The organism is Streptomyces sp. NBC_01439 (assembly GCF_036227605.1).
GTDB lineage: Bacteria > Actinomycetota > Actinomycetes > Streptomycetales > Streptomycetaceae > Streptomyces.
Genome location: NZ_CP109487.1, coordinates 1,036,502 through 1,057,962, shown reverse-complemented (window position 1 = coordinate 1,057,962; position 21,461 = coordinate 1,036,502). Strand labels below are relative to the sequence as shown.

The 21,461-nt window shown below is 70.0% G+C and carries 20 protein-coding genes and 1 pseudogene; 3 read left to right on the top strand and 18 right to left on the bottom strand.

Going from position 1 to position 21,461, the window contains the following annotated elements:
• Positions 1–22: 22 nt before the first annotated feature.
• From OG207_RS04855 to OG207_RS04830, 6 genes are all read right to left on the bottom strand, one after another.
• Positions 23–1,012 carry an Acg family FMN-binding oxidoreductase gene (locus OG207_RS04855; RefSeq protein WP_329096219.1) on the bottom strand — a complete coding sequence of 330 codons (990 nt, stop codon included), beginning with the start codon at positions 1,010–1,012 and terminating at the stop codon, positions 23–25.
• A gap of 28 nt (positions 1,013–1,040) precedes the next feature.
• Entirely contained in the window at positions 1,041–1,916 is an 876-nt protein-coding gene (locus OG207_RS04850) for a universal stress protein (protein WP_329096217.1), read from the bottom strand.
• A gap of 153 nt (positions 1,917–2,069) precedes the next feature.
• Complete coding sequence (locus OG207_RS04845) at positions 2,070–2,729, bottom strand: CBS domain-containing protein (RefSeq protein WP_329096215.1); 660 nt, start codon at positions 2,727–2,729, stop codon at positions 2,070–2,072.
• A 116-nt stretch (positions 2,730–2,845) separates the two neighbouring features.
• Entirely contained in the window at positions 2,846–3,448 is a 603-nt protein-coding gene (locus tag OG207_RS04840) for a CBS domain-containing protein (protein WP_329096214.1), read from the bottom strand.
• A 198-nt stretch (positions 3,449–3,646) separates the two neighbouring features.
• Positions 3,647–4,513 carry a universal stress protein gene (locus OG207_RS04835; RefSeq protein ID WP_329096212.1) on the bottom strand — a complete coding sequence of 289 codons (867 nt, stop codon included), beginning with the start codon at positions 4,511–4,513 and terminating at the stop codon, positions 3,647–3,649.
• A 173-nt stretch (positions 4,514–4,686) separates the two neighbouring features.
• Positions 4,687–5,352: a CBS domain-containing protein gene (locus tag OG207_RS04830; RefSeq protein WP_329096210.1), complete on the bottom strand. Its 666-nt coding sequence runs from the start codon at positions 5,350–5,352 to the stop codon at positions 4,687–4,689.
• A 264-nt stretch (positions 5,353–5,616) separates the two neighbouring features.
• Here OG207_RS04830 and OG207_RS04825 point away from each other — a divergent pair, with 264 nt between their 5' ends.
• Entirely contained in the window at positions 5,617–6,747 is a 1,131-nt protein-coding gene (locus OG207_RS04825) for a universal stress protein (protein ID WP_329096209.1), read from the top strand.
• 21 nt (positions 6,748–6,768) lie between these two features.
• On the opposite strand, the gene OG207_RS04820 is transcribed toward OG207_RS04825, so the two are convergent.
• The 7 genes from OG207_RS04820 to kdpF form a co-directional block, all read right to left on the bottom strand.
• Complete coding sequence (locus OG207_RS04820; RefSeq protein ID WP_329096207.1) at positions 6,769–7,329, bottom strand: hypothetical protein; 561 nt, start codon at positions 7,327–7,329, stop codon at positions 6,769–6,771.
• Positions 7,330–7,441: 112 nt separating this feature from the next.
• On the bottom strand, positions 7,442–7,687 hold the full coding sequence (locus tag OG207_RS04815; RefSeq protein ID WP_329108299.1) for a hypothetical protein: 246 nt from the start codon (positions 7,685–7,687) through the stop codon (positions 7,442–7,444).
• Between the two features lie 64 nt (positions 7,688–7,751).
• Positions 7,752–8,264 carry a hypothetical protein gene (locus tag OG207_RS04810; protein WP_329096205.1) on the bottom strand — a complete coding sequence of 171 codons (513 nt, stop codon included), beginning with the start codon at positions 8,262–8,264 and terminating at the stop codon, positions 7,752–7,754.
• A gap of 14 nt (positions 8,265–8,278) precedes the next feature.
• Positions 8,279–10,342: a hypothetical protein gene (locus OG207_RS04805; RefSeq protein WP_329096203.1), complete on the bottom strand. Its 2,064-nt coding sequence runs from the start codon at positions 10,340–10,342 to the stop codon at positions 8,279–8,281.
• Positions 10,342–10,785, bottom strand: a complete 444-nt coding sequence (locus tag OG207_RS04800) for a hypothetical protein (RefSeq protein WP_329096201.1) — start codon at positions 10,783–10,785, stop codon at positions 10,342–10,344. The genes OG207_RS04805 and OG207_RS04800 overlap by 1 nt, the downstream gene beginning before the upstream one ends.
• Before the next feature lie 322 nt (positions 10,786–11,107).
• Positions 11,108–13,684 carry a sensor histidine kinase gene (locus tag OG207_RS04795; protein ID WP_329096199.1) on the bottom strand — a complete coding sequence of 859 codons (2,577 nt, stop codon included), beginning with the start codon at positions 13,682–13,684 and terminating at the stop codon, positions 11,108–11,110.
• Positions 13,685–13,686: 2 nt separating this feature from the next.
• Entirely contained in the window at positions 13,687–13,776 is a 90-nt protein-coding gene (gene kdpF / locus OG207_RS04790) for a K(+)-transporting ATPase subunit F (RefSeq protein WP_099888229.1), read from the bottom strand.
• Positions 13,777–13,988: 212 nt separating this feature from the next.
• Here kdpF and OG207_RS04785 point away from each other — a divergent pair, with 212 nt between their 5' ends.
• A complete protein-coding gene (locus tag OG207_RS04785) occupies positions 13,989–15,551 on the top strand; it encodes a Na+/H+ antiporter (protein ID WP_329096197.1) in 1,563 nt (520 codons plus the stop codon).
• A 53-nt stretch (positions 15,552–15,604) separates the two neighbouring features.
• Here the strand turns inward: OG207_RS04785 and OG207_RS04780 are convergent.
• Positions 15,605–15,769: pseudogene (locus OG207_RS04780) on the bottom strand (cation transporter); the annotation flags it as partial.
• 400 nt (positions 15,770–16,169) lie between these two features.
• Between OG207_RS04780 and OG207_RS04775 the strand changes: the two are divergent.
• Positions 16,170–16,856 carry a response regulator transcription factor gene (locus OG207_RS04775; RefSeq protein ID WP_329107437.1) on the top strand — a complete coding sequence of 229 codons (687 nt, stop codon included), beginning with the start codon at positions 16,170–16,172 and terminating at the stop codon, positions 16,854–16,856.
• A 54-nt stretch (positions 16,857–16,910) separates the two neighbouring features.
• Here the strand turns inward: OG207_RS04775 and OG207_RS04770 are convergent, their stop codons facing one another.
• From OG207_RS04770 to OG207_RS04760, 4 genes are all read right to left on the bottom strand, one after another.
• A complete protein-coding gene (locus OG207_RS04770) occupies positions 16,911–17,753 on the bottom strand; it encodes a hypothetical protein (RefSeq protein ID WP_329096196.1) in 843 nt (280 codons plus the stop codon).
• A 259-nt stretch (positions 17,754–18,012) separates the two neighbouring features.
• Entirely contained in the window at positions 18,013–19,791 is a 1,779-nt protein-coding gene (locus OG207_RS04765; protein WP_329096194.1) for a MerR family transcriptional regulator, read from the bottom strand.
• Between the two features lie 184 nt (positions 19,792–19,975).
• Positions 19,976–20,050 carry a 50S ribosomal protein bL37 gene (locus tag OG207_RS43990; RefSeq protein ID WP_371681089.1) on the bottom strand — a complete coding sequence of 25 codons (75 nt, stop codon included), beginning with the start codon at positions 20,048–20,050 and terminating at the stop codon, positions 19,976–19,978.
• Between the two features lie 14 nt (positions 20,051–20,064).
• Positions 20,065–20,871, bottom strand: coding sequence for an SDR family NAD(P)-dependent oxidoreductase (locus OG207_RS04760; protein WP_329096192.1), 807 nt, complete (start codon positions 20,869–20,871; stop codon positions 20,065–20,067).
• Between the last annotated feature and the right edge of the window lie 590 nt (positions 20,872–21,461).

Here is a 21,461-nt window from a genome sequence, read left to right as displayed (position 1 = left end):
CAGCCGGACCACGTTGCCGCCGTCAGACGACTTCGAGGAATTCCGCGACCGCCCTGCGGGGAGTCGCCGGCCCCTGGGGTCCGTAGCCCAGCCGGATGACCATCTGGACGTGCCCCATCGGCGCGACGGGATCCCGCACCGTCCAGCGGAGTTCGGGCCATTCCAGCGGCTGCGAGGTCATCGAGTTGACGAGGCCGTCGGCGGTGGCCTGGAGCAGGACCCGTTCCAGAGCCTGACCCGCACGGAGCCAGTCCACAGGGGTGTCCTCGGACGTGCCCAGCAGGGCGATCTGAGGATGCTCCTCGAACACGGCCCAGCTGCGCCCCGACGCAGGCTGTGACCGGCCGAAGTCACGGACCGGGGAGGACCTGCCGGAGGGGCGGGGGCCGAACGCGGATACGGGAATGCCGTCGCTCCGCTCCTGTTCGCCGCCGTCTGCCGGATGGGTCCACGCGGACGTTTCGTCTTGAAGCGCCGGGTCAATGGCTTCACGGTGCTCGGAGTCGCGGACCACGCCGAGTACGGTCTCGGTGTGCCAGGCGTCCGGCACGACCAGACGGCAGCCCTCCAACCGGGCGGCCGCGCACAGAGCGTCCATCAGGGCAGCCGGGATCTGCTCCTCGGTGAATGGGAAGCGGCTGGAGTGCCGGCTTCGTACGGCCGGATGCAGCGGAATCAGGTCCCGATCGATGTCCGAGGCCGCCTGGAAGCGGACCCGGGCGAGCAGCCACGGGTCGAGACCGTCGGGAAGGAGCTCCGCGACCGCGGCGAAGCCCGCTGACGCTGCCGATACCCGCAGGTTGAACAGCGCCGCGCCGCAGCCCAGATGAAGGGCGCGGTGGTCAGGGTCGGCGCGCGGCATCGCCCGTTCGGGATCGCCGCGCAGTTCGAGAAGCGCCGCGTTCGGCCTGAGGACGAACTTCCAGGGCTGGGCGTTGTGCATGGAAGGCGCCGCGACGGCGTCTTCGACGAGGGGGACGACGCTCTCGGGGTCCAAGCGCTGTGCGGACACGGGACGGTTCCTGTCTGTGCTGTCGGCGTCAGTCGTGGGCGACGACGGCGACCGGCGAGGTGGCGTGATGCATCACGGCGTGGGTGATGGGGCCGATGTGGGGGCCGACCGGGGTGCGCCGGATGCGGCGGCCGACCACGACGAGGGCGGCCTCCCGAGCGGCGTCGAGGATCTGGGCCGCGGGCCGGCCGATGGTGGCGCGCGCGTCGATGCTCACCGTCGGGAACTTCTCACGCCACGGGGCCAGCATTCCGTCCAGCGCCGTGGTGATGCCGTGCTGGATCTCCTCGTTGATCCCGGGCTCGAGTACGGGTGAGTAGCTCATGATCGGCGGGGGCGACCATCCGTTGATGACGATCAGCGGGCATCCGCGGTGTGAAGCCTCCTCGAGGGCGAACGCGAGGAGGCCGTCACACGGGTGCTGAACGTCCACCCCGGCCACGACCGGTCCACGATCCCGGCCTCCGTCGGGCGGGTTCCCCTCACGATCGGCGGACCGTACGAGGACGACGGGTCGCTCCGTTGCCGCGATCGCGTTCGTCCCGACGGACCCGACGAGGAATCCGGCGACGGAGCCCAGGCCGCGCGTGCCGAGCACCAGCATGTCGGAATCCTTGGCGGCGGACGCGAGAGCGAGGTCGGGCAGTCCACTGACCCGGCGCGTGGTGATCTCCAGCGACGGATGGTCGAGGCGGACCGCTTTGGACGTCTTGCGCAGGACCTCCGTGGCCCAGCGTCTGCGTTCCTCCGTGGTGGTGACGGGCAGCGGCGGATTCTCCAGCCATTCCTCGGCATGGACGAGGTCCAGTGAGGCTCCCCGCAGCTCCGCCTCGCGGCCGGCCCAGCGGGCGGCGGCGGTGCTCTCGGGCTTTCCGTCCAGGCCCACGGTGATGCGGTGCGTCATGTGTCCGGCTCCTTCTGATCGAGTACCCGGCTCTCCTTTCAGATTCGACCCGACGGTGCCGGATCGCGAGGTGCCGAGTGGCCCCTCGGGGGCTCGGGAGGCCCCACCCGACGTCCGGCGAGGACGCCTTCCGGCGACGAGCGAGGCCGGGCTTCAGGGGCCGGGTACGAGGTCGTCGACCGCGTATCCGAGGTGCTGCGTCACCTGCACCACTCCGTCGACGGTTCGGCACAGCCTTTCGATCACCGGGACCAGGCTCTTGAACTGCACGGAACCGTGCAGTTCGACCCGGCCGTCGGCCAGCTGGACGGTGATCGCGTCGAGGTCCTGGCGCAGAGTGCGGTCGAGTACATCGCCGATGATCTCCTGGCGGATGATGTTGTCGTCGCGTAGGAAGATCTTCAGTAGATCGCGCCGGCTGACGATGCCCACCAGCTCGTCCGCCGCGTCGACGACCAGAAGTCGTTTGACACCCTGTGCCTCCATGAGCCGGGCCGCTTCGGCAACGGTCCAGTCCGGCCCGGCGCACACGGCGGGAGCCGACATGAGTTCCTCGGCCCTCGTGGCCTCCGCCTTCTCGTGCTCCAGAGCGTCAGTCACGGGCAGCGAGCGGAAGAAGTCCCCCTGATCTGCCGACTTCGGCAGGAGGTCTCCTTCAGACACCACGCCCAGGGGATGTCCTGCGTTGTCGACGACGGCGACGGCCGACACCTTGTGTTCGGCGAGGGCGCGGACGATGTCCTTGAACGGCGAGCCGCCCTGCACCGTCACGACCTCGCGGGTCATCAGCTCGCCCACTTCTCGGTGTTTCACGGTCTACTCCTACCGTCCTGCGGCCCCGTGGATGTCGACCGACATGTCGTCGTCCTCGAACATGAGCCGATTGACCACGTCCACACGCCCCCGGAGCAGTTCGGCTCCGGTGCCCCTCATCCGGACGCGCCGACGTCCAGCGTGGCCGTGACATCGACGACGCCCGGCACGGTGCGTGCGACACGTACCGCCATGTCCCGGGTGGCGGAATCGGGAACGGTGCCGCGGAGGTATACGATCCCGTTCGCCACGTGGACGTAGACCTCGGCGGATCGGGTCGGCAGGAGGTACGCGGTGAGCAGCTCGCGCAGTTCGGCTCCGATGTCCTCATCCGGCCGGAGGTAGATCTTGAGCAGATCGCCCCGGCTGACGACACCGACGAGGCGGTTGTCGCCGTCGACCACGGGCAGTCGCTTGAGGTGGCCGCGGGCCATGAGGCGGGCAGCACCGGCGATGGTGGCGTCCTTGGTCACGGTCACCGCAGGTACGGTCATCAGCTGCCCGGCCGTGACGGCGCGGGACTCGTCCATGCCCTGCGCCTTCAGCAGCAGGTCGGCCTCGGAGACCACACCCGCGACGCGTCCGTCCGCGGACAGCACGGGCAGGGCGCTGATGCGCCACTCCCGCATGGTCTCCACGATGTCCTTGAACTGGGCTCCGGTGTCGACGGAGATGGCGGCACCGGTCATGACGTCGTCGACGGTGCGCGGAGACTTCATGACTCCTCCGGGAGCAGTGGTCGGTATCGGTCCCTTCGAGTCTGCGGGCCGACAGGGAGCAGGGGCCGGGTCGGGCACTTCCGGCCCTTCGCGGAGCGGGGGCCGGAAGTGGCGGGCTGAACCGCCGGGTCATCCGTCGTGCAGCCGAGTGCCCGCTCCACGCTGACCGCGCCGTTGCTCCTTGTCCGGGACCGGACATCAGTCATGGGCGATGACGGCGGCCGGCGCGGGACAGTGATGCAGAACGGCGTGTGCCACCGAGCCCAGATGCGCGCCCAGCGGCGAACGGCGTGTCCGCCGCCCCACCACCACGAGGTCCGCGCCGGCCGCCTCCCGGACGAGTTCGCGACCGGCGGACCCCATGTACGCGCGCGTGGTGACGTCCACCGACGGGAACTTGTGCCGCCACGGCAGCAGCATGTCATCGAGCATCCGCGTGACACTCGCACCGATCTCCCGCTCGTTCTCCGGGTCGAAGAAGGGGACGTACTCGTAGGCGGCCGGGAGCTTCCACCCGTGGACGGCGCGCAGGGGGCAGCCTCGGATCGAGGCCTCTTCGAAGGCGAAGGACAGGACGTGGTCCGCGGCCTCGTGGATGTCGACACCCACGACGATCCCGCCCCGTGCGTCGGGGACGGGCCGGTCCGGCCCGTCCGCCCGCACCAGAACCACGGGTGTCTCCGTGGCGATCACGGTCGACAGGCCGACCGAGCCGATGAGGAATCCGGCCAGGCCGCCGATCCCCCTGGAGCCGAGGACGAGCAACCCGGCATCCAGGGCGTCGGCCGCGAGAACAGCGGCCGGCCGGCCGGAAAGGCATCGAGTGGTGATCTCCGTACGCGGATGGCGGCTCCGCTGCTCCTGTGCTGCTTCGGCGAGTGCCTCGTCCGCCCACCGGTCGGCCTTCTCGCGGCCCGTCCGGGGGATCGCAGGGGCCACGGGCCAGTCGACTGCGTGGACCAAGCGAAGCGGAACGTTCCGTAGAGCGGCCTCCTGGCCGCCCCAGCGCGCTGCTGCCCGGCCTTCGGGCGAACCGTCGACGCCGACGATCACGTGGTGTCCCATGGCATGCCCTCTCCGTGTCACACGGTTGCGTGTGCTGTACCTCCAGAATCACCCGGATCCGGGGACGGGACAGACCGTGTGTCCCCGCCCAGGACCGACTGGTCCCGTCCCCGGCCCAGTCCTCGTGACCACCGTCCCTGCCCTTTGCGGTCAGGGCGTCCAGGCCTCACCCGTCACCACGGCATGGTCTGGGCCGTTCGGGTCGGCGGGGCGAGCGACGCATCGTCGATGCGGCCGGTGACGCTGGACGCGACCGCCACTACTCCGTCCAGGCGTTCGACCAGACGGACCAGGACCGGAACCCGGCTCTGCCGGTCCACCGCGCCGGACAACGTGACGACGCCGTCCAGGACGTGCACCTCGACCGCGTCGGCGCGCACGTCGAAGACGTCGCGGAGGACTTCATCGATCACCCGGCGTCGGATTTCGGCGTCGGGACGCAGGAAGAGCCGAAGCAGATCACGCCGAGTGACTATCCCGACGAGCCGGCCCTCCTCGTCCACGACGGGAAGGCGTTCCACGTTCCGGCGTGTCATGAGGCGTGCAGCGTCGGCCGCGGTCTCTTCCGCGTCGACGGTCACCGCCGGGGTGGACATCACCTCGCCCGCCGTGACTTCGGCGAGGGAGGAGGCCTCGGTGTGCGGGGCGACAGGAGTTCCCTGTCTGATCAGGAGATCACTTTCGGAGACGACGCCGACCACCCGGTCCTCGTCGTCGACCACGGGCAGTCCGCTGATGTCGTGCTGTGCGAGCAGTTTCGCGACATCCTTGAAGGAGGTGGCCGACACCACGGCGACAACCTCGTCCGTCATCAGGTCTCCCACCTTGATGTGCTTCATGGAGGTACCTCCCGCCTCCTCGCGCCGCCCGGGGCAGTGCCGCTGCCTGGGGATTCAGGGTCAACCTTCCGCTACATCCGGCGACGGCGAGGAGGGCCGAACGGTCCTCCGCGTGGACCGTTCGGGTCGGCTTCGGGCGACGGTCGGCGCCGGGAGAACCCGATGGGGGCCTTCGGCCCCGAACGTGGCCCCGACCGGCCCTCATGTGAGGGCAGCCCGATGACAGTGTGTCACCTGCCCTTACCGGCTCGGCGAGGAGGAAGCATGGAAGGGACCGTCCGGTACCCGGACAGCAGCTCGGTCGTCGTGGGGGTCGACGGCTCCGACTCCGCGCGCACGGCAGCGATGTGGGCTGCTGCCGAGGCCGTACGCCGTGACCGTCCGCTGCACATCGTGTACGGGGCCGACACCGACGCGCGAATCATCTACCTGTCGGCCGAGTCCGTCGAACAGGTCCGGCACGCCGGTCGCGTGTTGCTCGACGAAACGGCGGAGGCGGTCAGAGCCGAGTTTCCGAGCGCGCACGTCACCACGGAATTCAGCCGGAGCGATCCGGTGACGGCTTTGCACAGAGCCGCCGCCCTGCACGGCACCGTCGTGGTGGGCAACCGGGGCCGGGGCGGCTTCGGCTCCCTCATGCTCGGCTCGGTGGGCCTCAAGACCGCGGCGGGTGCCCAAACTCCGATGATCGTGGTCCGGGGAGCCGGGCAAGCCGGCGAGGTAGGGGCCGTCGTCGTCGGCATGGCCGCCGGAACGGCGGCCCAACGCACGTATCAGGCCGTCCGAGCGAGCTCCGAGGCCAGGGCGCTGAGCCGGCTGGCCACCGCCATGATGCACGGCCAGGACCTGCCGACCCTGCTCGAACAGGTACGGGAGGACCTCGGCCTGGACGCGGTCAGCCTGCTGGAGAGGGATACCGGGCATGCCGCCGAGCCCCGCTGTTCCGTCGTCGCCAGCACCGGCGTTGATCCACCCGAGCGCCCCTACGACGCCGATGTGGAGAGCCCCGTCGGCGACGACATCTCGCTGGCCGCCCGCGGACGACCGCTGAGCAGCGGAGATCAGCGCGTGCTGGCAGCGTGCGCGGCCCAGTTGGGTATGGCGTACTCCCACGGACGGCTTGCCGCCCACGACGCCGAAACGGACCTGCGCGCGCGGTTGACGGCCGAGGCCCGGCCCGGCCTTGTGGAGATCCACATCACTGACGGAGCCGGCCAGGGGGCGGAGGAGGCGACGTCAGGGGCGCCCCCGGTCCGCAGCGCCGACAGCCTGGCCCTGCGGATGTCCCGCGACCTCACGGAGACCATGGGCGGCACCCTGGAGCGCTCCACCGTCGGCAGCGGGTTCGCGGTGACGCTCACGCTGCCGGCAGCAGCACCCAAGCGGGATCGGTGACTGGCGTGGGGGCGTAAGGGGTCACTGCAAGCCGGAAACCTTGAAGACCGTGTGGGCCGTCTCCCGGTCGATGCGCTGCGCCAGCTGTCGCAGAGCGGTCGCGCCGTGCAGCAGGGTGCCGTGCCGGAGGGACGAGCGGCTGTCCGTGTCGAGAAGGCGCCACATTGCGGGGTTGCGGACCAGGACCGTCGGGTCGATCTCGACCTGGCCTCCCTCCGTGTCCTGGAGGATCAGCCGCTGGGCCACCCCGTCGGACCAGCGGACCGAGGCCAGTGAGTCGGTCCGGACCGTGTTCGTCATCAGCATTCCGCGGGCGCTGAGCAGACCGGGACGTACGGAGACCTGGGGCGGCAGCAGGACGACGAAGATGAGGCCGGCCAGGCCGGTCCAGAGGACGCCGCGCGTCACGTCGAGGCTTCCGAGACCGGCGTCCACGGTGAACAGGGCCGTGAAGAGGAGGAACGCGACTCCGAGCGCCGAGCGCCTCTCACCGGCCCATTGGACGTCGTGTGCGCAGGGTCCGTGAAGTGCCGCCTCGGCGCCGGGTGCGCCAGCCGCCGCCTGAGTGAAATGTCGTCCCATGAGAGCGACGTTAGGGCTGGTAGCGGCCCTGGAGTCGGACCCTGATGCGCTGCTGATGTGATGGCTACGCCGTCTTGATGGGGTTCCCGTCGGGCGGGAACCCCATCGGCGTTCAACGGCCCGGTGGGCTGCTCGAAGGTGACGGCGGCGAGTAGTCGTACTGTGGCGGGCTCCAGGGCGCGGGGGCGGGCGCGGGCTTGAACGGTCCGGCCCGGTTGGCCATGAGGATCATCATCGTGCCGACGACGAGCAGCGTGATGATGATCAGGGCGAGCCCGACGGGGTTGCCGGGGTTGTAGTAGTAGCGGTTCGTTCCCCACTTGCTGCGCTTGAAGACCGGTTCGTCGTCGTACCGCACAGGCTGTGTCCTCCGTCGAAGGTTCTTGGTGGTCCGCTCTGCCGGAGAGGGCCGGCGCATACGGTCATGAGGTGCAGCCCACCGCTTTCCTTGCAGCCGGGAAGTACACCGTCATGAAGCCGGCCAGAGCCTCCCGGCGCTTCCTGGCGTCATCGCGCTCGGGGTGAAAACGCTCGACCTGGACGACGAACTTGTCAGCCTTGCCCTGGTGGGCGCACGCGGCTACCGCGACCACGTTGATGTCGCTCACACGGGCGTCGTCACCGACTTCGATCCTTGCCGCAGCGGGCATCTGCCACTCTCTCCGCACGCTCGGGTCCTGATCTGCCGGTATGACCTCCCCCTGCACACCCAGGACGCTCTCCTCGTCCACCTGCACGAAGCAGTGAGGAGCGCCGGGCCGGGAAAGGACCGTCGACTGTTCCAGCTTCTCGCCCGGGAGCAGCAAGGGTTCCAGGACAGCGGGATCGACCGCGACCCCGCAGACATCACCCGGTACGGCGTACTGAGGAGTCTTCGAGCACCCTGCCGCCGCCAGGAGGGCAGCTGCGACGGCCACCGACACCGCCACCGCCACCGCCGTGCTGCGCCTCAATGGGCACCTGCCAGGCCCTGAGCGCGCTTGTTCCCGTTCACTGCTGCCAGGTTGATCTCGTTCTCCAGGGTGTAGGGGTCGTTGCTGTGGCCCGGGTTGGCCTTGGCCCACTCCTGGGAGAGGGTTCGCAGCTGGTTCTCCCGGAGCAGGAAGACGTCTCGGTTCTTCTCCTGGAACCCCTCCTCGATGCGGGCCTGTTCGTCGAGCTGCCACTGGTAGGCGAGTGCGTCGACGCCTCGTTGAGCGATGTCGCCGACGACCGGAATGAAGTTCGCGGCGCCCCCGAAGCCGTGGTAGCGCCACTTGGCTTCCCAGGAGGGATCGTCCTTGTCGGTCTTCAGGGCCTGGTAGCGGGCCTCCTCCAGGAAGCCGACCGTATTGCCGGCCCGCTGGAGGGTCTCCTTGGGATCCCGAGGCTGGTCACCGTAAATGTCCTTGATCATCTCGCGGTTCATGGCCTCGTTGAGCATGCCGTATGCGTTCTGGTCCCGTGAGAGCTGTTTGCTGACCTCCAGGAGCTGCTGCCGGTCCAGCAGCCGGGGGTCGTCGGGCGTGGCCGACAGGGTGCTGGCGGAGTGGTGGACGACGTCGCCGTGGACGGAAAGGATCTTGGCCATGTCGTCGCGCATCTCGGAGGGGAAGTCGTCACCCCGCTCGGAGAGGTACTTCAGCGAGCGGTCCAGAACCTGACGGTGCTCGGGGGTGAGGTCGGCCGGGTGCGCGGTGGGGTCGTTGGGGTTGACGCCGGTGGCGGCGGAGACCAGCGCGGCGCCGGTGGCCTCGCGGGCGGAGTTGCCGTCCTTGTTGTCGAGCGGGGTGTCATCGAAGGTCTGACGGTCACCGAGGACGTACTGGGCGTTGTCGGTGGGCTGGGTGGTGTTGAAGAACTCGGTCGCCGCGTGCGGGCTGGCCGCCAGCCCGGTTATGAAGCCCGTCATCGGGTCGCGGCCGAAGTCCTCGCCGATGAAATTCATCCTCGGGACCGGCGGGAGGCCGCCGTTCCAGTAGTTCGCGGGGAGTTTCATCCTCTTCTCGGTGGCCACGAGTGCGTTGCCGTAGTCGTTCAGGAAGCGGTTGTCCCAGTCGCCGTTGCGCATGAGGTTGCTCATCACCTGGTAGCCGTAGACCTGACTGCCCCGGGTCTGGAACCGTTCCTCGCCCAGCTTGACCATGTCGTTCTCCCAGGTGCGCATGGCCGGGCTGTCGGACTGGGTGGCGCCGGCCAGGGTGAGGGAGAGGTTGCGCTGGAAGTCGCCGAACTGGTCGTGGCGGGAGCGTTGGAGAGTCCCCCCGTCGGAGGGGTCGGCCAGGTCCGTCCAGAAGTCGAGCAGGCCGCGCGGGCCGATGGTGGTGGCGAGCTTCTCCTGGAAGAGCCGGTCGTCCTTGTACTTGGCCAGGTCGGCATTGAGCTTGTCGAACTCTTCCGGGGACAGGTCGTCCCCCTTGGCCTTGAGGAGCTTCGCGATCCGGTCGGCGTCCTTCATCGCGTCCGTCGCCCGGTCGCGGTCGTAGTAGGCGGCATCGGAGAAGCCGTACGGGGTCTGGCCGACCAGCATCGTGAGCGCCTGCGCGGCCGTGCTGTCGCTCTCCGTGGCCCCCTCCAGAATCCGCTGTACCTCGTCCCTGAAGGCCGTTGCGTCGGCCTCGGTGTGCTCGGGGACCGTGTGGCCCTTGGCGGCACGGTCGGGGTGGATGTTCATCGTGACGGTGAATCCGCCGTCACCGGTCCCCACGACGGTGAGGTTCTTCTCCAGGGCACGTGAGATGGCCACGTTCAGCCGGGTCTTGTAGTCGACGAGTTCACCGTGGGTGTCGCGCAGGATGTTCCCGATGCTGGTGGCCTCGGTGGCCGCGTCGGCGAATTCCTTGGCGGTCTTGCCGATGAACTCGCGTGTCACGGTCGCGTTCACCCCCGCCCAGTCGGCCTTCGCCGCCTTTCCACCCAGGTCCCCGCGGGCGTCCGACTCCAGCTCCCACAGCTTGGTGGCCATCGCCGTCCAGTCGGCCACGGCCGTGGACAGCTTCGAGAAGTCCGCGAAGCGCAGTGCGTCCAGATCCATCAGTGCTGTGCCCTTTCCTCGAAGCCCTTGTCCAATTGCGCGAACTTGAACTGGGTCGCGATCCAGTACTCGTCCTCGGCGTGTGCGTTCTGCGTGTAGTCCAGATGGTTGGAGATGTGGGCGCAGGCATCCAGCAGCGTGCCCACCTGGTCGTGCCACTTGTCCGCGACCGTCGAGAGGGCCGCGCCCAGGGCGAAGTCCTTCTTCAAAGCGCCTGCCGCCTCGTACGTACTGGCCTTGGCGTGGTCCCCGTCGGTGCCCAGCCTCTGGCGGAGCTTGAACGCCGCGTTTCCGACGGCCGCCAGATCCTTCTGCGTGACCACCAGATCCCCCTGCGGCCCCGGCCCACCGCCCCCTCCTGGATCGAGCTGATTGAGCCGCATGACGGTCTGCTTCTCGGCAGCTGCCGACCTGAGCTCCGCCCATTCCTCATCGAACGACATAAGACCCCCATGGTGAAAATGACTTCCCCTGCGTGATTCAGGGTTGTTGCCGACCGGTACGGCGATTGCGCGTCATTCGAGATCGTCCGGCCTGGCGGATACGAGCAGTTCGACGGTGAGCGGGGGGCGCGGCGCAAGGCCACGACGTCCGCGCCGTGCCCATCGCGGCGCGACGGCAGCACGACCGTGACGGCCTCACCGCACACGGCGTCGAGCTCCTGTGCCAGGCGGTGCACGAGTCCGTCGTCCCCGCAGATGATCATGTGCTGAGACCGCTGTCCGAGGCCCGTTCGGAGGTGGAGGGTGGAGGAGGACATACGGGTCAGAGCCGCCCTGCGGTCGCATCGGCGGCGACGGGCAGGGACAGGACCATGGTCAGACCGCCGCCAGGGGTGTCCTCGGGTGTGAGGGTGCCGTTCATAGCCTCGGTGAGTCCGCGGGCCAGGGCGAGGCCGAGGCCGAGTCCGGCGGTGTTGTCGCGGTCGCCGAGGCGCTGGAAGGGCTCGAAGGCGCGCTCGCGGTCGTCGGCGGCGATTCCGGGGCCCCGGTCGGCGATCCTGACCTCGACCCGGCCGGCCAGGGCACTCGCCGTCACCAGAACGGGACGGTCTCCCGGGGCATGGCGGATGGCGTTGCCGACCAGGTTCGCCAGGACCCGTTCGAGCAGAGGGGGGTCGGCTTGCAGCGCCGGCACGGTCTCCAGGTTCTGCACGTCGATGCCGGGCGTATCCGCCGACGGCAGGTCCAGTGAATCCAGAGCGGCGGGCAGGACCTCCTCGAGAGTGGTGGCCCGCAGTTCGAGGGTGAGGGCGCCGGCCTGCAGGCGGCTTAGGTCGAGCAGGTTCTCCACCAGCCGGTTCAGCCGGTTCAGGGACATCTCGGCGGATTCGAGCAGCTCCGCCCGGTCCTCCGCGGAGAAGTCCACGCCCGTGGCGCGCAGCGAGCCGATCGCGGCCAGCGCCCCGGCCAGTGGGGTGCGCAGGTCGTGGCTGACGGCCCGCAGCAGGGCGGTGCGCAGGCGGTCGGCGGCTTTGATGGGTTCGACTTCGGCGGCGGCCTCGGCCAGGCGGGCCCGCTCGACCGCGGCGCCGACGTGCGCGGCGAAGGCGGCCAGGACGCGGCGCTCGGAGGACGGCAGCGTACGGCCGCGCAGGACGAGGAAGTCGCCGGGACCGGCCGCGACCACGAGGTCGGGGTCCGGGCCGCCACGGATGCGGTGTCCGCTCTCCGTCCCGGAGGCGGCGTCAGGTGCTTCCGGAGCCAGCTCGACGGTGTCCATGCCGAAGGTCTCCCGGGTCCGTTCCAGCAGGGCCGGGATCGTCTGGTCGCCGCGCACGATGCTGCCCGCGAGGGAGGACATCGTCTCGGCCTCGGCCGTGGCCCGGGCGGCGCGGCGAGACAGGCGCAGGGACCTGTCCGCGGCGGCGGCCACGGTGGCGGCGACGACGGCGAAGACCACCAGCGCCAGCACGCTGTCCGGGTCGCTCATGGTGAACTCGCCTATGGGCGGCATGAACCAGTAGTTGAGGAGCAGGGCGGCGGTCAGTGCCGCGATCACGGCGGAGGCGACGCCTCCGATGCAGGCCACGCCGACGACGGCCACCAGGAACAGCAGCGCCTCGCTGGTCAGGTTCAGCGTGCCGCGCATCCGGTCCAGGGCGAGGGTGAGCAGTACGGGGAGGACGACACCGGCCACGGGTCCGGCGATGAGCCGGGAGGTGGGCAGCGTGCGGCGGCGGGACGGCAGCAGTCGGCCGTGGCCGGCACGCTCGTGCGTGACCATGTGGACGTCGATGTCCTCGGAGAGCCCGACGACGGTCTCGCCGATTCCCCGGCCGGTGAGGAAACGTTCCAGCCTGCGGCGGCGGCTCGTACCGAGGACGAGCTGGGTGGCGTTCTCCGCCGTGGCGAAGTCCACCAGGGCGGTGGGTACTTCGTCGCCGACGACGGAGTGGTAGCTGCCGCCCAGGTCCTCGACGAGGGCCCGCTGCGCGGCGAGCGCCGCGTGCGAGACCCCGGCAGCGAGGGCGTCGCTGCGTGCGATGTGCACGGCGAGCAGTTCGCCACCCGCGGAGCGGCCGGCGATGCGGGCGGCGCGACGGATCAGGGTCTCGCCCTCGGGGCCGCCCGTGAGCGCCACCACCACCCGCTCCCGGGTCTCCCAGACCTCCCCGATGCCGTGCTCGACGCGGTACTTGTGGAGCGCCTCGTCCACTCGTCCGGCCAGCCATAGTAGGGCCAGCTCCCGCAGCGCGATGAGGTTGCCGGGGCGGAAGTAGTTGGCGAGGGAGGCGTCGATCCGTTCCGGGGGATAGATGTTGCCGTGGGCCATCCGGCGCCGAAGCCCCTCGGGGGGTATGTCGACCAGCTCGATCTCGTCGGCGCGGCGTACGAACTCGTCGGGCACCGTCTCGCGCTGTGGCACCCCGGTGATCTTCTCGACGACGTCGCTCAGCGACTCCAGGTGCTGGATGTTGAGCGTGGTGACGACGTCGATGCCAGTGGCGAGGATGTCCTCGACGTCCTGCCAGCGCTTCGGGTGCCGGCCGCCGCCCGGGACGTTGGTGTGGGCGAGCTCGTCGATCAGCACCACCTGCGGACGCCGGGACAGCAGCGCCTCCCGGTCCAACTCCGCGTACCGGCCGCCACGGTAGTCGTGGCCGGCCAAGGGCAGCATCTCAAGGCCGTCGAGCTTCGCCTCGGTGTGCCGGCGCCGGTGGCACACCACGAAACCGGCCACCACATCCGCCCCGCGCGCCACCCGGCGATGGGCCTCGTCGAGCATGCGGTACGTCTTGCCGACCCCGGGGGCCGCGCCCAGGAAGACCTTGAGCCTTCCGGGCCGGACGACCGGCTGTGCCGCCCCTGCCGTCAGGCCGGCCGCGTCCGTCGTCGTCATGCTCAGAACTTCTCGGGAAAGAAGAACGCCAGGATCAGATACCCGACCAGGCAGACCGCAATGATGATGCCGACGACATTCTCCGTACTCACCCGTACCCGACTCCTCCGGACGCCCTCAACCTCACCAGCGAACACCAGCGAGGTCGTGAACGAAACGTCCCTGATGCGCTCCTAACGGCACTGGGGTGGGACTTTGACGGTGTATTGACGGCCGTTACATCGATAGGGTGAAGGCGGTGTGCCGGGAAGCCTGGTCGGCGTCGTGAGACCGCATGGTCCGCGTCGACTCGGGTGGGGGCGTAATGCGCAGCGTCGGTACGGTCTTGTTCCTCGTGGTGCTGGCCACGGTCGTGGCCACGGGTGCCCGCCGCTGGCGAATCCCCGCGCCCTCACTGCTCGTTGTCGCGGGCCTCGTCGTCGCGCTGATACCGGGCACTCCCGAGATCCGGGTCAGTCCCGAAGTCATCGGGCTCGTCGTGTTGCCGCCCCTGCTCTACGCCAGCGCGGAGGAACTGTCCTGGCGCGAGCTGCGCCTGGTGTGGAAGCCGGTCAGTGTGCTCGCCGTCGGCCTGGTGCTGGCCTCGGCGGCCGCGGTCGGGGTGATCGCGTCGCTGATCACTCCGCTGACGTGGCAGATGGCGCTGGTGCTCGGGGCCATCCTCGCGAGCACGGACCCCGTGGCGGTCACCGCGCTCGGCCGGCGCCTGGCGCTGCCGCCCCGCGTCCAGGTCCTCGTACAGGCCGAGAGCCTGTTCAACGACGCCACCTCGCTCGTGCTCTTCCGGGTCGCCGTCGTCGTCGCCGCGGCCTCTGCCGGAGTGTCCTGGCAGGCGGCGGGCACCGAGTTCGCACTGCTCGCCGGGGGCGGCACCCTCATCGGGGGAGCTGTCGCCGGGGTGGTGGCGCTGATCCGACGCAGGACCGAGGACCCGGTACTGGAGACGGTCATCGCGCTGGTGACCCCGTACGCCGCCTACGTGCTGGCGGAGGCGGTGCACGCGTCGGGCGTGACCGCGGTCGTCGTGGCGGGTGTCGTGCTCGGAGGCCGGGCCGACCGGTTGACCAACGCCGGCATACGGATCCAGTTGCACGCCGTCAACGGCACCGTGGTCTTCCTGCTGGAGAGCGTCGTCTTCAGCCTGATCGGGCTCACCCTGCCGGGACAGGTCGCCGCGCTGACCGCCGCCGACGGACTCTGGCCGCTGTACGCCCTGGCGGTCGCCGCGACCCTGGTCACCGTGCGCCTTCTGTGGGTCCTGCCGCTCTCGGCCGTCGTCCAGCGCAACGCCGGCGTACGCCCGTCCTGGCGCGTCCCGGCCGTGCTGACCTGGGCGGGAACGCGCGGCGTCGTCCCGCTGGCCGCGGCGCTGTCCATCCCGGTCCTTGCGGACGACGGAAGCCCTCTGGATCAGCGGTCACTCGTACTCGTGCTGACGACGTCGGTGGTGGTGGTCACCCTTGTCGCCCAGGGTTTCACCTTGGCCGACGTGGTCCGCCGCTCCGGAATCGCTCTCGAACCGGACCACACCGAACGCGAGGAGGCCTCGGCCCGGTGCGCCCTCGCATCCGCCGGGATCCGGCGACTGGACGAGATGTCCGACCTCGAAGCGGTTCCGGACGTCGTGGCGGACCGCCTGCGGCGCAGTCTGCAGGCACGTCTCGAACATGCCCACGACCGCCTGGAAGAAGCCGACCTGGCCGAGTCCGCGGACTACGTGTACCGCCTGCTTCGCCGTGACCTCATCCGGGTCGAGGCGGCCGAACTCCAGCGGCTGTACGACGAACACCACATCAGCGACGCCACCCGCCGGAACCTCCAGCGCTCCTTGGACCTGGAAGAGGCACGGCTGGAGCTGGCGAGCTGAGGTTCAACTGCGGCGGCCGGCGTGGCCGGTACTCGCCAGGTGATGGCGCCGGGTCAGCCGCAGCAGTCGCAACCGGGTCGGCATCCGCACGCGTCCGTCGCCGTGTCGACGGACGGCACGACGGCGGCGGCGGGTGTCGCGCAGCAGCCCTTGCCCTGCCAGGCGTCGCGGCCTTCCTTGAGCGCGATGGCGGCGATGACCAGGGCGGCGATGGGGTCGGTCCGTAGCGACAGAGGCGCTGCATCACGTCTACCGCGCGGGACGCCGGTCGAAGGTGAGGCGCCCGAGATGCCGATGGAGGCGCAGGTGGCGGGAGCCGGCCGGCCACCGGGACTCACCCGACATCAGCGGTGCGTCAAGAAGCACAGGCTGGCCGTAAGAGGGGTGTCAACGTGGCACGTCGGCTCCCGGCAGTGATCGCAGACTGAGCGCAGGGGGAATCGGACGGCCGTCCGTGATGCGAGGTTGGAGGGCGCGAGTGATCTCCGCCGAGACCATGCCCAGCCCGGACCTAGGGGGGCGGACTGGAGCCGGACGCATCACGGTCGGGCCGTCACCTCCGGGGAAAGCCAACGGTCCGATCCGGATCTCCACATGCGACAGGAAGGCGGCGCGCCGATGCCCCGGGTGCTGGTGGTGGATGACGAACCGCAGCTTGCGCGGCTGCTGGTCATCAATCTGAAGGCGCGGAAGTACGAAGTCGACTGCGCGCAGGACGGGAGTACGGCCCTGGAGGCCGTGGCGGCCCGCCGCCCGGACGCGGTCCTGCTCGACCTCGGGCTTCCCGACATGGACGGGATCGATGTGATCAAGCGACTGCGCGTGTGGTCGCAGGTACCCGTCCTGGTGGTCTCCGCCCGCCACGGCTCCGAGGAGAAGACCCACGCCTTGGACGCGGGTGCCGACGACTACATCACCAAGCCCTTCAGCATGGACGAACTGCTCGCCAGACTGAAAGCCGTGGCTCGCCGCACCCCGACACAAGGCACGGCCGCATCGGACGAAGCGCTGGTCGAGACCGAGGAGTTCACGGTCGACCTGCTCGCCAAGAAGGCCCGGCGCAGGGGGAAGAACATCCGGCTCACGCCGACGGAATGGCATCTGCTGGAAGTCCTGATCCGCGATCGCGGCCGACTCGTCAGCCAACGGCGTCTGCTCCAGGAGGTGTGGGGCTCCTCGTACGGAACGCAGACCAACTACCTCCGGGTGTACATGGCCCACCTGCGGCGCAAGCTGGAGGCGGACCCGTCGCACCCGCGCCATCTGATCACCGCCCCCGGCATGGGCTACCGCTTCGAGGCGTGACCGAGGCGAGGCCGGCGGGGCTTCTGGACGGGTCCAGGTGCAGGGGAGCCAGTGTCAGTATGCGCCGAAGGACCAGAAGACCCCGACCTCTTCGTCGGACACGGCGATGAGGCCCAGTTCTTCGAACAGGTCGAGGCCGTTGATGTACTCGCCTGTGATGAACCCGTGGACCCTCGTCCCTTCGAGGCCGGCCTGGACGAAGTCGCGGGCGGGGTCCGAGGCCGCGTCCTGGGCATTCGTCCAGAACCGGGCGTCCGGGCCGTAGCGGTCCAGCAGGAACCGTGCGTCGGCCAGCAGGGCATCGCGCTCCGGCCGGTTCCGGACGGGCCGGCCCTCGTTCCACTCCTCCGCCATGACGGCGAGCGCGGTGACGGCCCCCGCCGGCTCCAGCTCGTGCAAGCGGTCCCGGAACTCGGCGGCGGGCGGCGGCTCGAAGGGGTACGTCGGTACGGCGTAGCGGGCATTGTTGGTGCGGTCGCCGTCGATCCGCAGCCAGCCGCGCGGATCCGGGACCTCGCGGTGCATCAGGGCGAGCACGTCCTCGGCCCAGTCCTCGTGCCGGCGCGGACCGGTGGCGAGGAAGACGTACGGATCATCCAGCAGGCGCAGGGCCGCCGCGTTCCAGGGGCTGCGGCGCCGCCGCACCTCCATGAGGGTGCTGCCGACGCTGCGGGCGAACACGTCGGCCGGCGAGCGCAGAAAGCCGGCCAGCTCTGCGTACCCCCACCGCAGGAGTTCCGTGGCCGCACCGTCCGCAGCGGCCCCGTCCAGCTCGCGCGGTGCCTCGGGGACGACGGCCCGGTTTCCCCGCTGGAGTTCGATGGCTGCCCGCCACAGGTCTTCGAGATGGGAGTCGAGGAGGTCGAGGGCGATGCGGTCGTCGTCTGCCGTGCTCATGGTTCAATCCTAGGCCCGGCTCCGGATCTTGCTCCTTGGCGATGGCTGCGGGAGACGCGGGGTCGACAGGCCGGATTCGAAAGAGATGGCGTGGCGGTCCGAGCGGGCCGCTGACCGCACAGGTCCCGACAGCCGGCGAGGCGCTGCTGCCCACTGCAGGGTTGACCGTGCTGGGGCTGCGGCGACGGCTGGCCGAGTCCGGTGAGAGGGACCCGCCGACTGCGGGGCGCTGCCGTCCCCGGGCTGCCCGCACGTCGCGTCATACGCCCAGGTGTGCGCGAATGAGCGTGTCGAGTCGCTGCCATGCCGGAGACGATGCGTTGACGGTGCCTTGGATGAGGGAGGGGATCTCCGAGCCCGTATCCAGCGCGGGAAGTACGTCGCGGCCGTAGCGTTCCCGCGTCGCATCGGCGATCCGGCGGGCCAGATCGTCGATGCGGGGGTCGTCGGGGCCGAGGTCGTGCGCGTGGTCGTAGTCGAGGTAGAGCTGCCGCAGCGCCGGGTCGGCCGTGGTCTCGGCCTGGTCGTGGAAGAGGATGAACGCGCGGTCCGGGTGGGTGGCGAACACGAGGATCCACAGATCGCGTTGCAGGTCCACCCATCGAGGCGTGAATCCCCAGCGGGCCAGGCGCTCGAGATGGGTGCCGACCTCGTCGGGCAGCGGTGCCAGCTGCCCGGCGGCGAGCTGGCGCAGGCGCCCTTGGGTTGCCCGCAGACCACTGATGCGGGCGGTGAGCTCGTCGTCGATCTCGCGCAAGGCCTGCTGGAGCTCCTCGTCGGTCGCTGATCGCAGGTCCCGGATTCGGGCCAGCGGGACGCCGGCTTCGGCGAGCGTCCGGATCTTGATCAGGTCGACGGCGTCGTTCGCGCCGTACCGCCGGTAGCCGGACGCATCACGGTCGGGTTCAGGGAGCAGGCCCTTGTCGTGATAGACGCGGATGGTCTTGGTCGACACTCCGACGTACCTGGCCAGCTGCCCGATGGTGATCACCCGGCCATCGTCCCACTTGACCTTTCCCCTGGGGCAGGGTTGCAGCATGGCGTTATGACGAACATGAACATCGATCGGGAGACCCTGCGCGAGCTGGCCGACGAAGGCAACGAGAGCGCTCTGGACCGGCTGGCGGACCTCGCCGACGCGGCCGGCGACCTCGGGGAACTGAGCGAGCTGCTGGATGAGGGATGCATGCACGCCGGGTTCCTGCTCACTCGACGCGCGGCCGCGACCGGCGACCTGCGCGAGCTGCAACGGATCTCCGACGCCGGGTACGACGAGGCCGGGAACGAACTGGATCGGCTGCTGAAGGGGAACGGGGAAAGCGGAACCGACCGGCAGCTGTAGTCGGCTGTCCAGACGTTGCCCACCGACGTCACTTGATCCCGCGTCCGCTCTTCCGGTCGCCGTGGGTGGGCCGACGGCGTAGTGGGCGTACTCCCGCTCCGGGCGGAACTCGGCGGTCCAGGCGAGTAGGCGGCCGGGGCGGTTGCTCGCCGAGCAGGTCCAGCTGGGCGTGTGCCCGCGGGCCGCTATGTCCGAGCACAAGGCGTTGACGCAGTCGAGCGCCAGGTACTGCAGGCGAGGGTCGGGCACGGTGACGCAGGCGACGTCCTCGTAGGTGGTGCCGAGGAAGTAGGTACAGGCCACGGCCACCATGCGGTCGCCTTGGAATGCGGCCCAGGCGTGGCCGGAGCGGGCGAGGGCCTCGGGGCCGCCCCAGGTGCGGTGGATCCAGCTCATGGCGGGCGGAAGCGTGGTGAGCGCCCGGGTGTCTCGCGCGTTCAGCCTGCGTACGGTGACACCCCTCGGCGGTCGGGCGACCGGTATGGGGGACCGCTTGACGTACACCACACGCTGCCACGGCACCACCTGCTGGAACGCGGCACCGATCAGCGGGAGGAAGCGGCCAGGGGCTTCGACGGAGTGATCGGCGAAGACGGCGAGTTCGCCCGGCGTGAGGGCCCCCGGTTCGCCGTGCAGGAGTACGGGGTCCCCGCATTCGACAGCGATCGCGCGCGGCTGGATGACGCGGTCCACCACCAGCGGCCGGCCTCGGTGGTCAGGACGTGCTCGGTCAGGGCGCCCGAGCCCGGGGCTCCGGTGGGGAACCAGCGGACGAGGGCCGGGAGGCGATGCGACGGCAGGTTGATCACGGGACTTCCTTGCGGGGCCATGGAAGTGGGGCGGCCCTGTCGGAGGGCCGCCCCACGGGGCGGGCTGATGACTAGCAGTTGGGTTTGCTGCCGTGGTTGGAGCCCTTCTTGCGGCGGGCCCTCTTCTTGCGTGCGCGCTTGGACATGTCTGTGGATCCCTTCAGGCGGTGTGGCCGACGAGGAGGTCGGCGAGCTTGTTGAGGCGCTTGATGGTGCGGTCCTCGGTGGCGGCGGGGGCCGGGGCGACGCGCTCGGAGCGGTCGTAGCAGGCGCCGTTGACGATCTCCGTGGCCGGGTCGCAGAGCCGTACGACGTGCTGCGCGCCCTCGGCGGCCGGCGCGCCTTCGTGCCCGTACAGCGGGAGGAGGCCGGTCTCGCACACGCCGGGATTGACGGAGACGGCGGTGACGCGCGGGTCGGCGGCGAAGACGGTCAGCGCGAGCTGCGACTGGGCGTACGCGGCGAGCCGCGAGTAACGCCGCACGCGCTGCGGATCGTTCCACTGGATGGCGCCGGAACGGTGCAGTGCGGAGGAGACGTTGACGACGCGGCTGCCGGGGTCACTGGTGAGGGCGGGTTCCAGGAGATTGGTGAGGAGGTAGTGGGCCAGGAAGTTGACCTGGAACGCGATCTCGTTCCCGTCGGCGGTCAGCGTGTGGCGCTCGGGCGCGGCGATGGCCGCGTTGTTGACCAGTACGTCCAGGCACGGGTGCTCCCGTACGACGGCATGGGCGAGGTTCTCGACCTCCTCCAGCCGCGTGAAGTCGGCGGCGAGCGGGCGGAGCAGGTCGCCGTTGATGCCGGAGGTGGCGATGAGTCGGTCGGTGGCCGCCTGCGCCTCCTCGGGCGTGCGGCCGTGGAGGAGGACGGTGGCGCCGAGCTCGGCGAGCTGGCGCGCGGTCTCGTAGCCGATGCCGGAGGTGGCTCCGGTGACGAGGACGGTACGGCCGGGCAGGGATGAGGACATGGCGGATTCCTTGAAGAGGGCATGCCTGACGTGCCCGGCGCCCGGCGCGAGGCGGGGACATGGGCTCTCAGGTCATGCGGTGAAAGTGAGGATGCGTACGGAGCCTCGGTCAGCGCCCATCACGGGGCTGGTGGCAGGTACGCGGAGGACGCGCGGCCGTAGTCAGAGAGCCGGGCGGACGGCGGGCGCCGTCGGCTGCACCGGATTCGGTGGCCGATCGTCATAGCGCGGACCGCTGTTCATGGCGCAATCCCAGCGCATCGGGGAAGCGGAGGCAAGCGCTCGAGGCCTTCTTGACGGCCTTCTGATGCCCCATCGTCAGGGCCGCATCAAAGATCGACTTCCGCGCGGAAGGAACCCGTCAAGGCGTACTGCCAGGGCCGTCGGCCAGCTGCAGACTGGTGTGGCGACGGAGCCGGAAGACGGTCCGGCGGCACGCGGCTGGTGGCGGTGACCTGAACACCGCCCGAAGCAGCGCAGGGTTCCACCGTGGGGGTACGGACCGAAGCGACCGCGTGCCGGGTCACCCGTCGCACAACACATGAGCCGTCCGGCTCTTCGGTGTGGGGATACCGGGGCCGGACGGCTCG

Bases quoted from the DNA above. Each gene is read 5' to 3' on its own strand.
- OG207_RS04820 (WP_329096207.1), bottom strand. From the start codon at position 7,329: ATGGGACGACATTTCACTCAGGCGGCGGCTGGCGCACCCGGCGCCGAG.
- OG207_RS04805 (WP_329096203.1), bottom strand. From the start codon at position 10,342: ATGGATCTGGACGCACTGCGCTTCGCGGACTTCTCGAAGCTGTCCACG.
- OG207_RS04830 (WP_329096210.1), bottom strand. From the start codon at position 5,352: ATGAAGCACATCAAGGTGGGAGACCTGATGACGGACGAGGTTGTCGCC.
- OG207_RS04840 (WP_329096214.1), bottom strand. From the start codon at position 3,448: ATGAAGTCTCCGCGCACCGTCGACGACGTCATGACCGGTGCCGCCATC.
- OG207_RS04785 (WP_329096197.1), top strand. From the start codon at position 13,989: ATGCGCAGCGTCGGTACGGTCTTGTTCCTCGTGGTGCTGGCCACGGTC.
- OG207_RS04795 (WP_329096199.1), bottom strand. From the start codon at position 13,684: ATGACGACGACGGACGCGGCCGGCCTGACGGCAGGGGCGGCACAGCCG.
- OG207_RS04760 (WP_329096192.1), bottom strand. From the start codon at position 20,871: ATGTCCTCATCCCTGCCCGGCCGTACCGTCCTCGTCACCGGAGCCACC.
- OG207_RS04770 (WP_329096196.1), bottom strand. From the start codon at position 17,753: ATGAGCACGGCAGACGACGACCGCATCGCCCTCGACCTCCTCGACTCC.
- OG207_RS04825 (WP_329096209.1), top strand. From the start codon at position 5,617: ATGGAAGGGACCGTCCGGTACCCGGACAGCAGCTCGGTCGTCGTGGGG.
- OG207_RS04800 (WP_329096201.1), bottom strand. From the start codon at position 10,785: ATGTCGTTCGATGAGGAATGGGCGGAGCTCAGGTCGGCAGCTGCCGAG.
- OG207_RS04835 (WP_329096212.1), bottom strand. From the start codon at position 4,513: ATGGGACACCACGTGATCGTCGGCGTCGACGGTTCGCCCGAAGGCCGG.
- OG207_RS04775 (WP_329107437.1), top strand. From the start codon at position 16,170: ATGCCCCGGGTGCTGGTGGTGGATGACGAACCGCAGCTTGCGCGGCTG.
- OG207_RS04850 (WP_329096217.1), bottom strand. From the start codon at position 1,916: ATGACGCACCGCATCACCGTGGGCCTGGACGGAAAGCCCGAGAGCACC.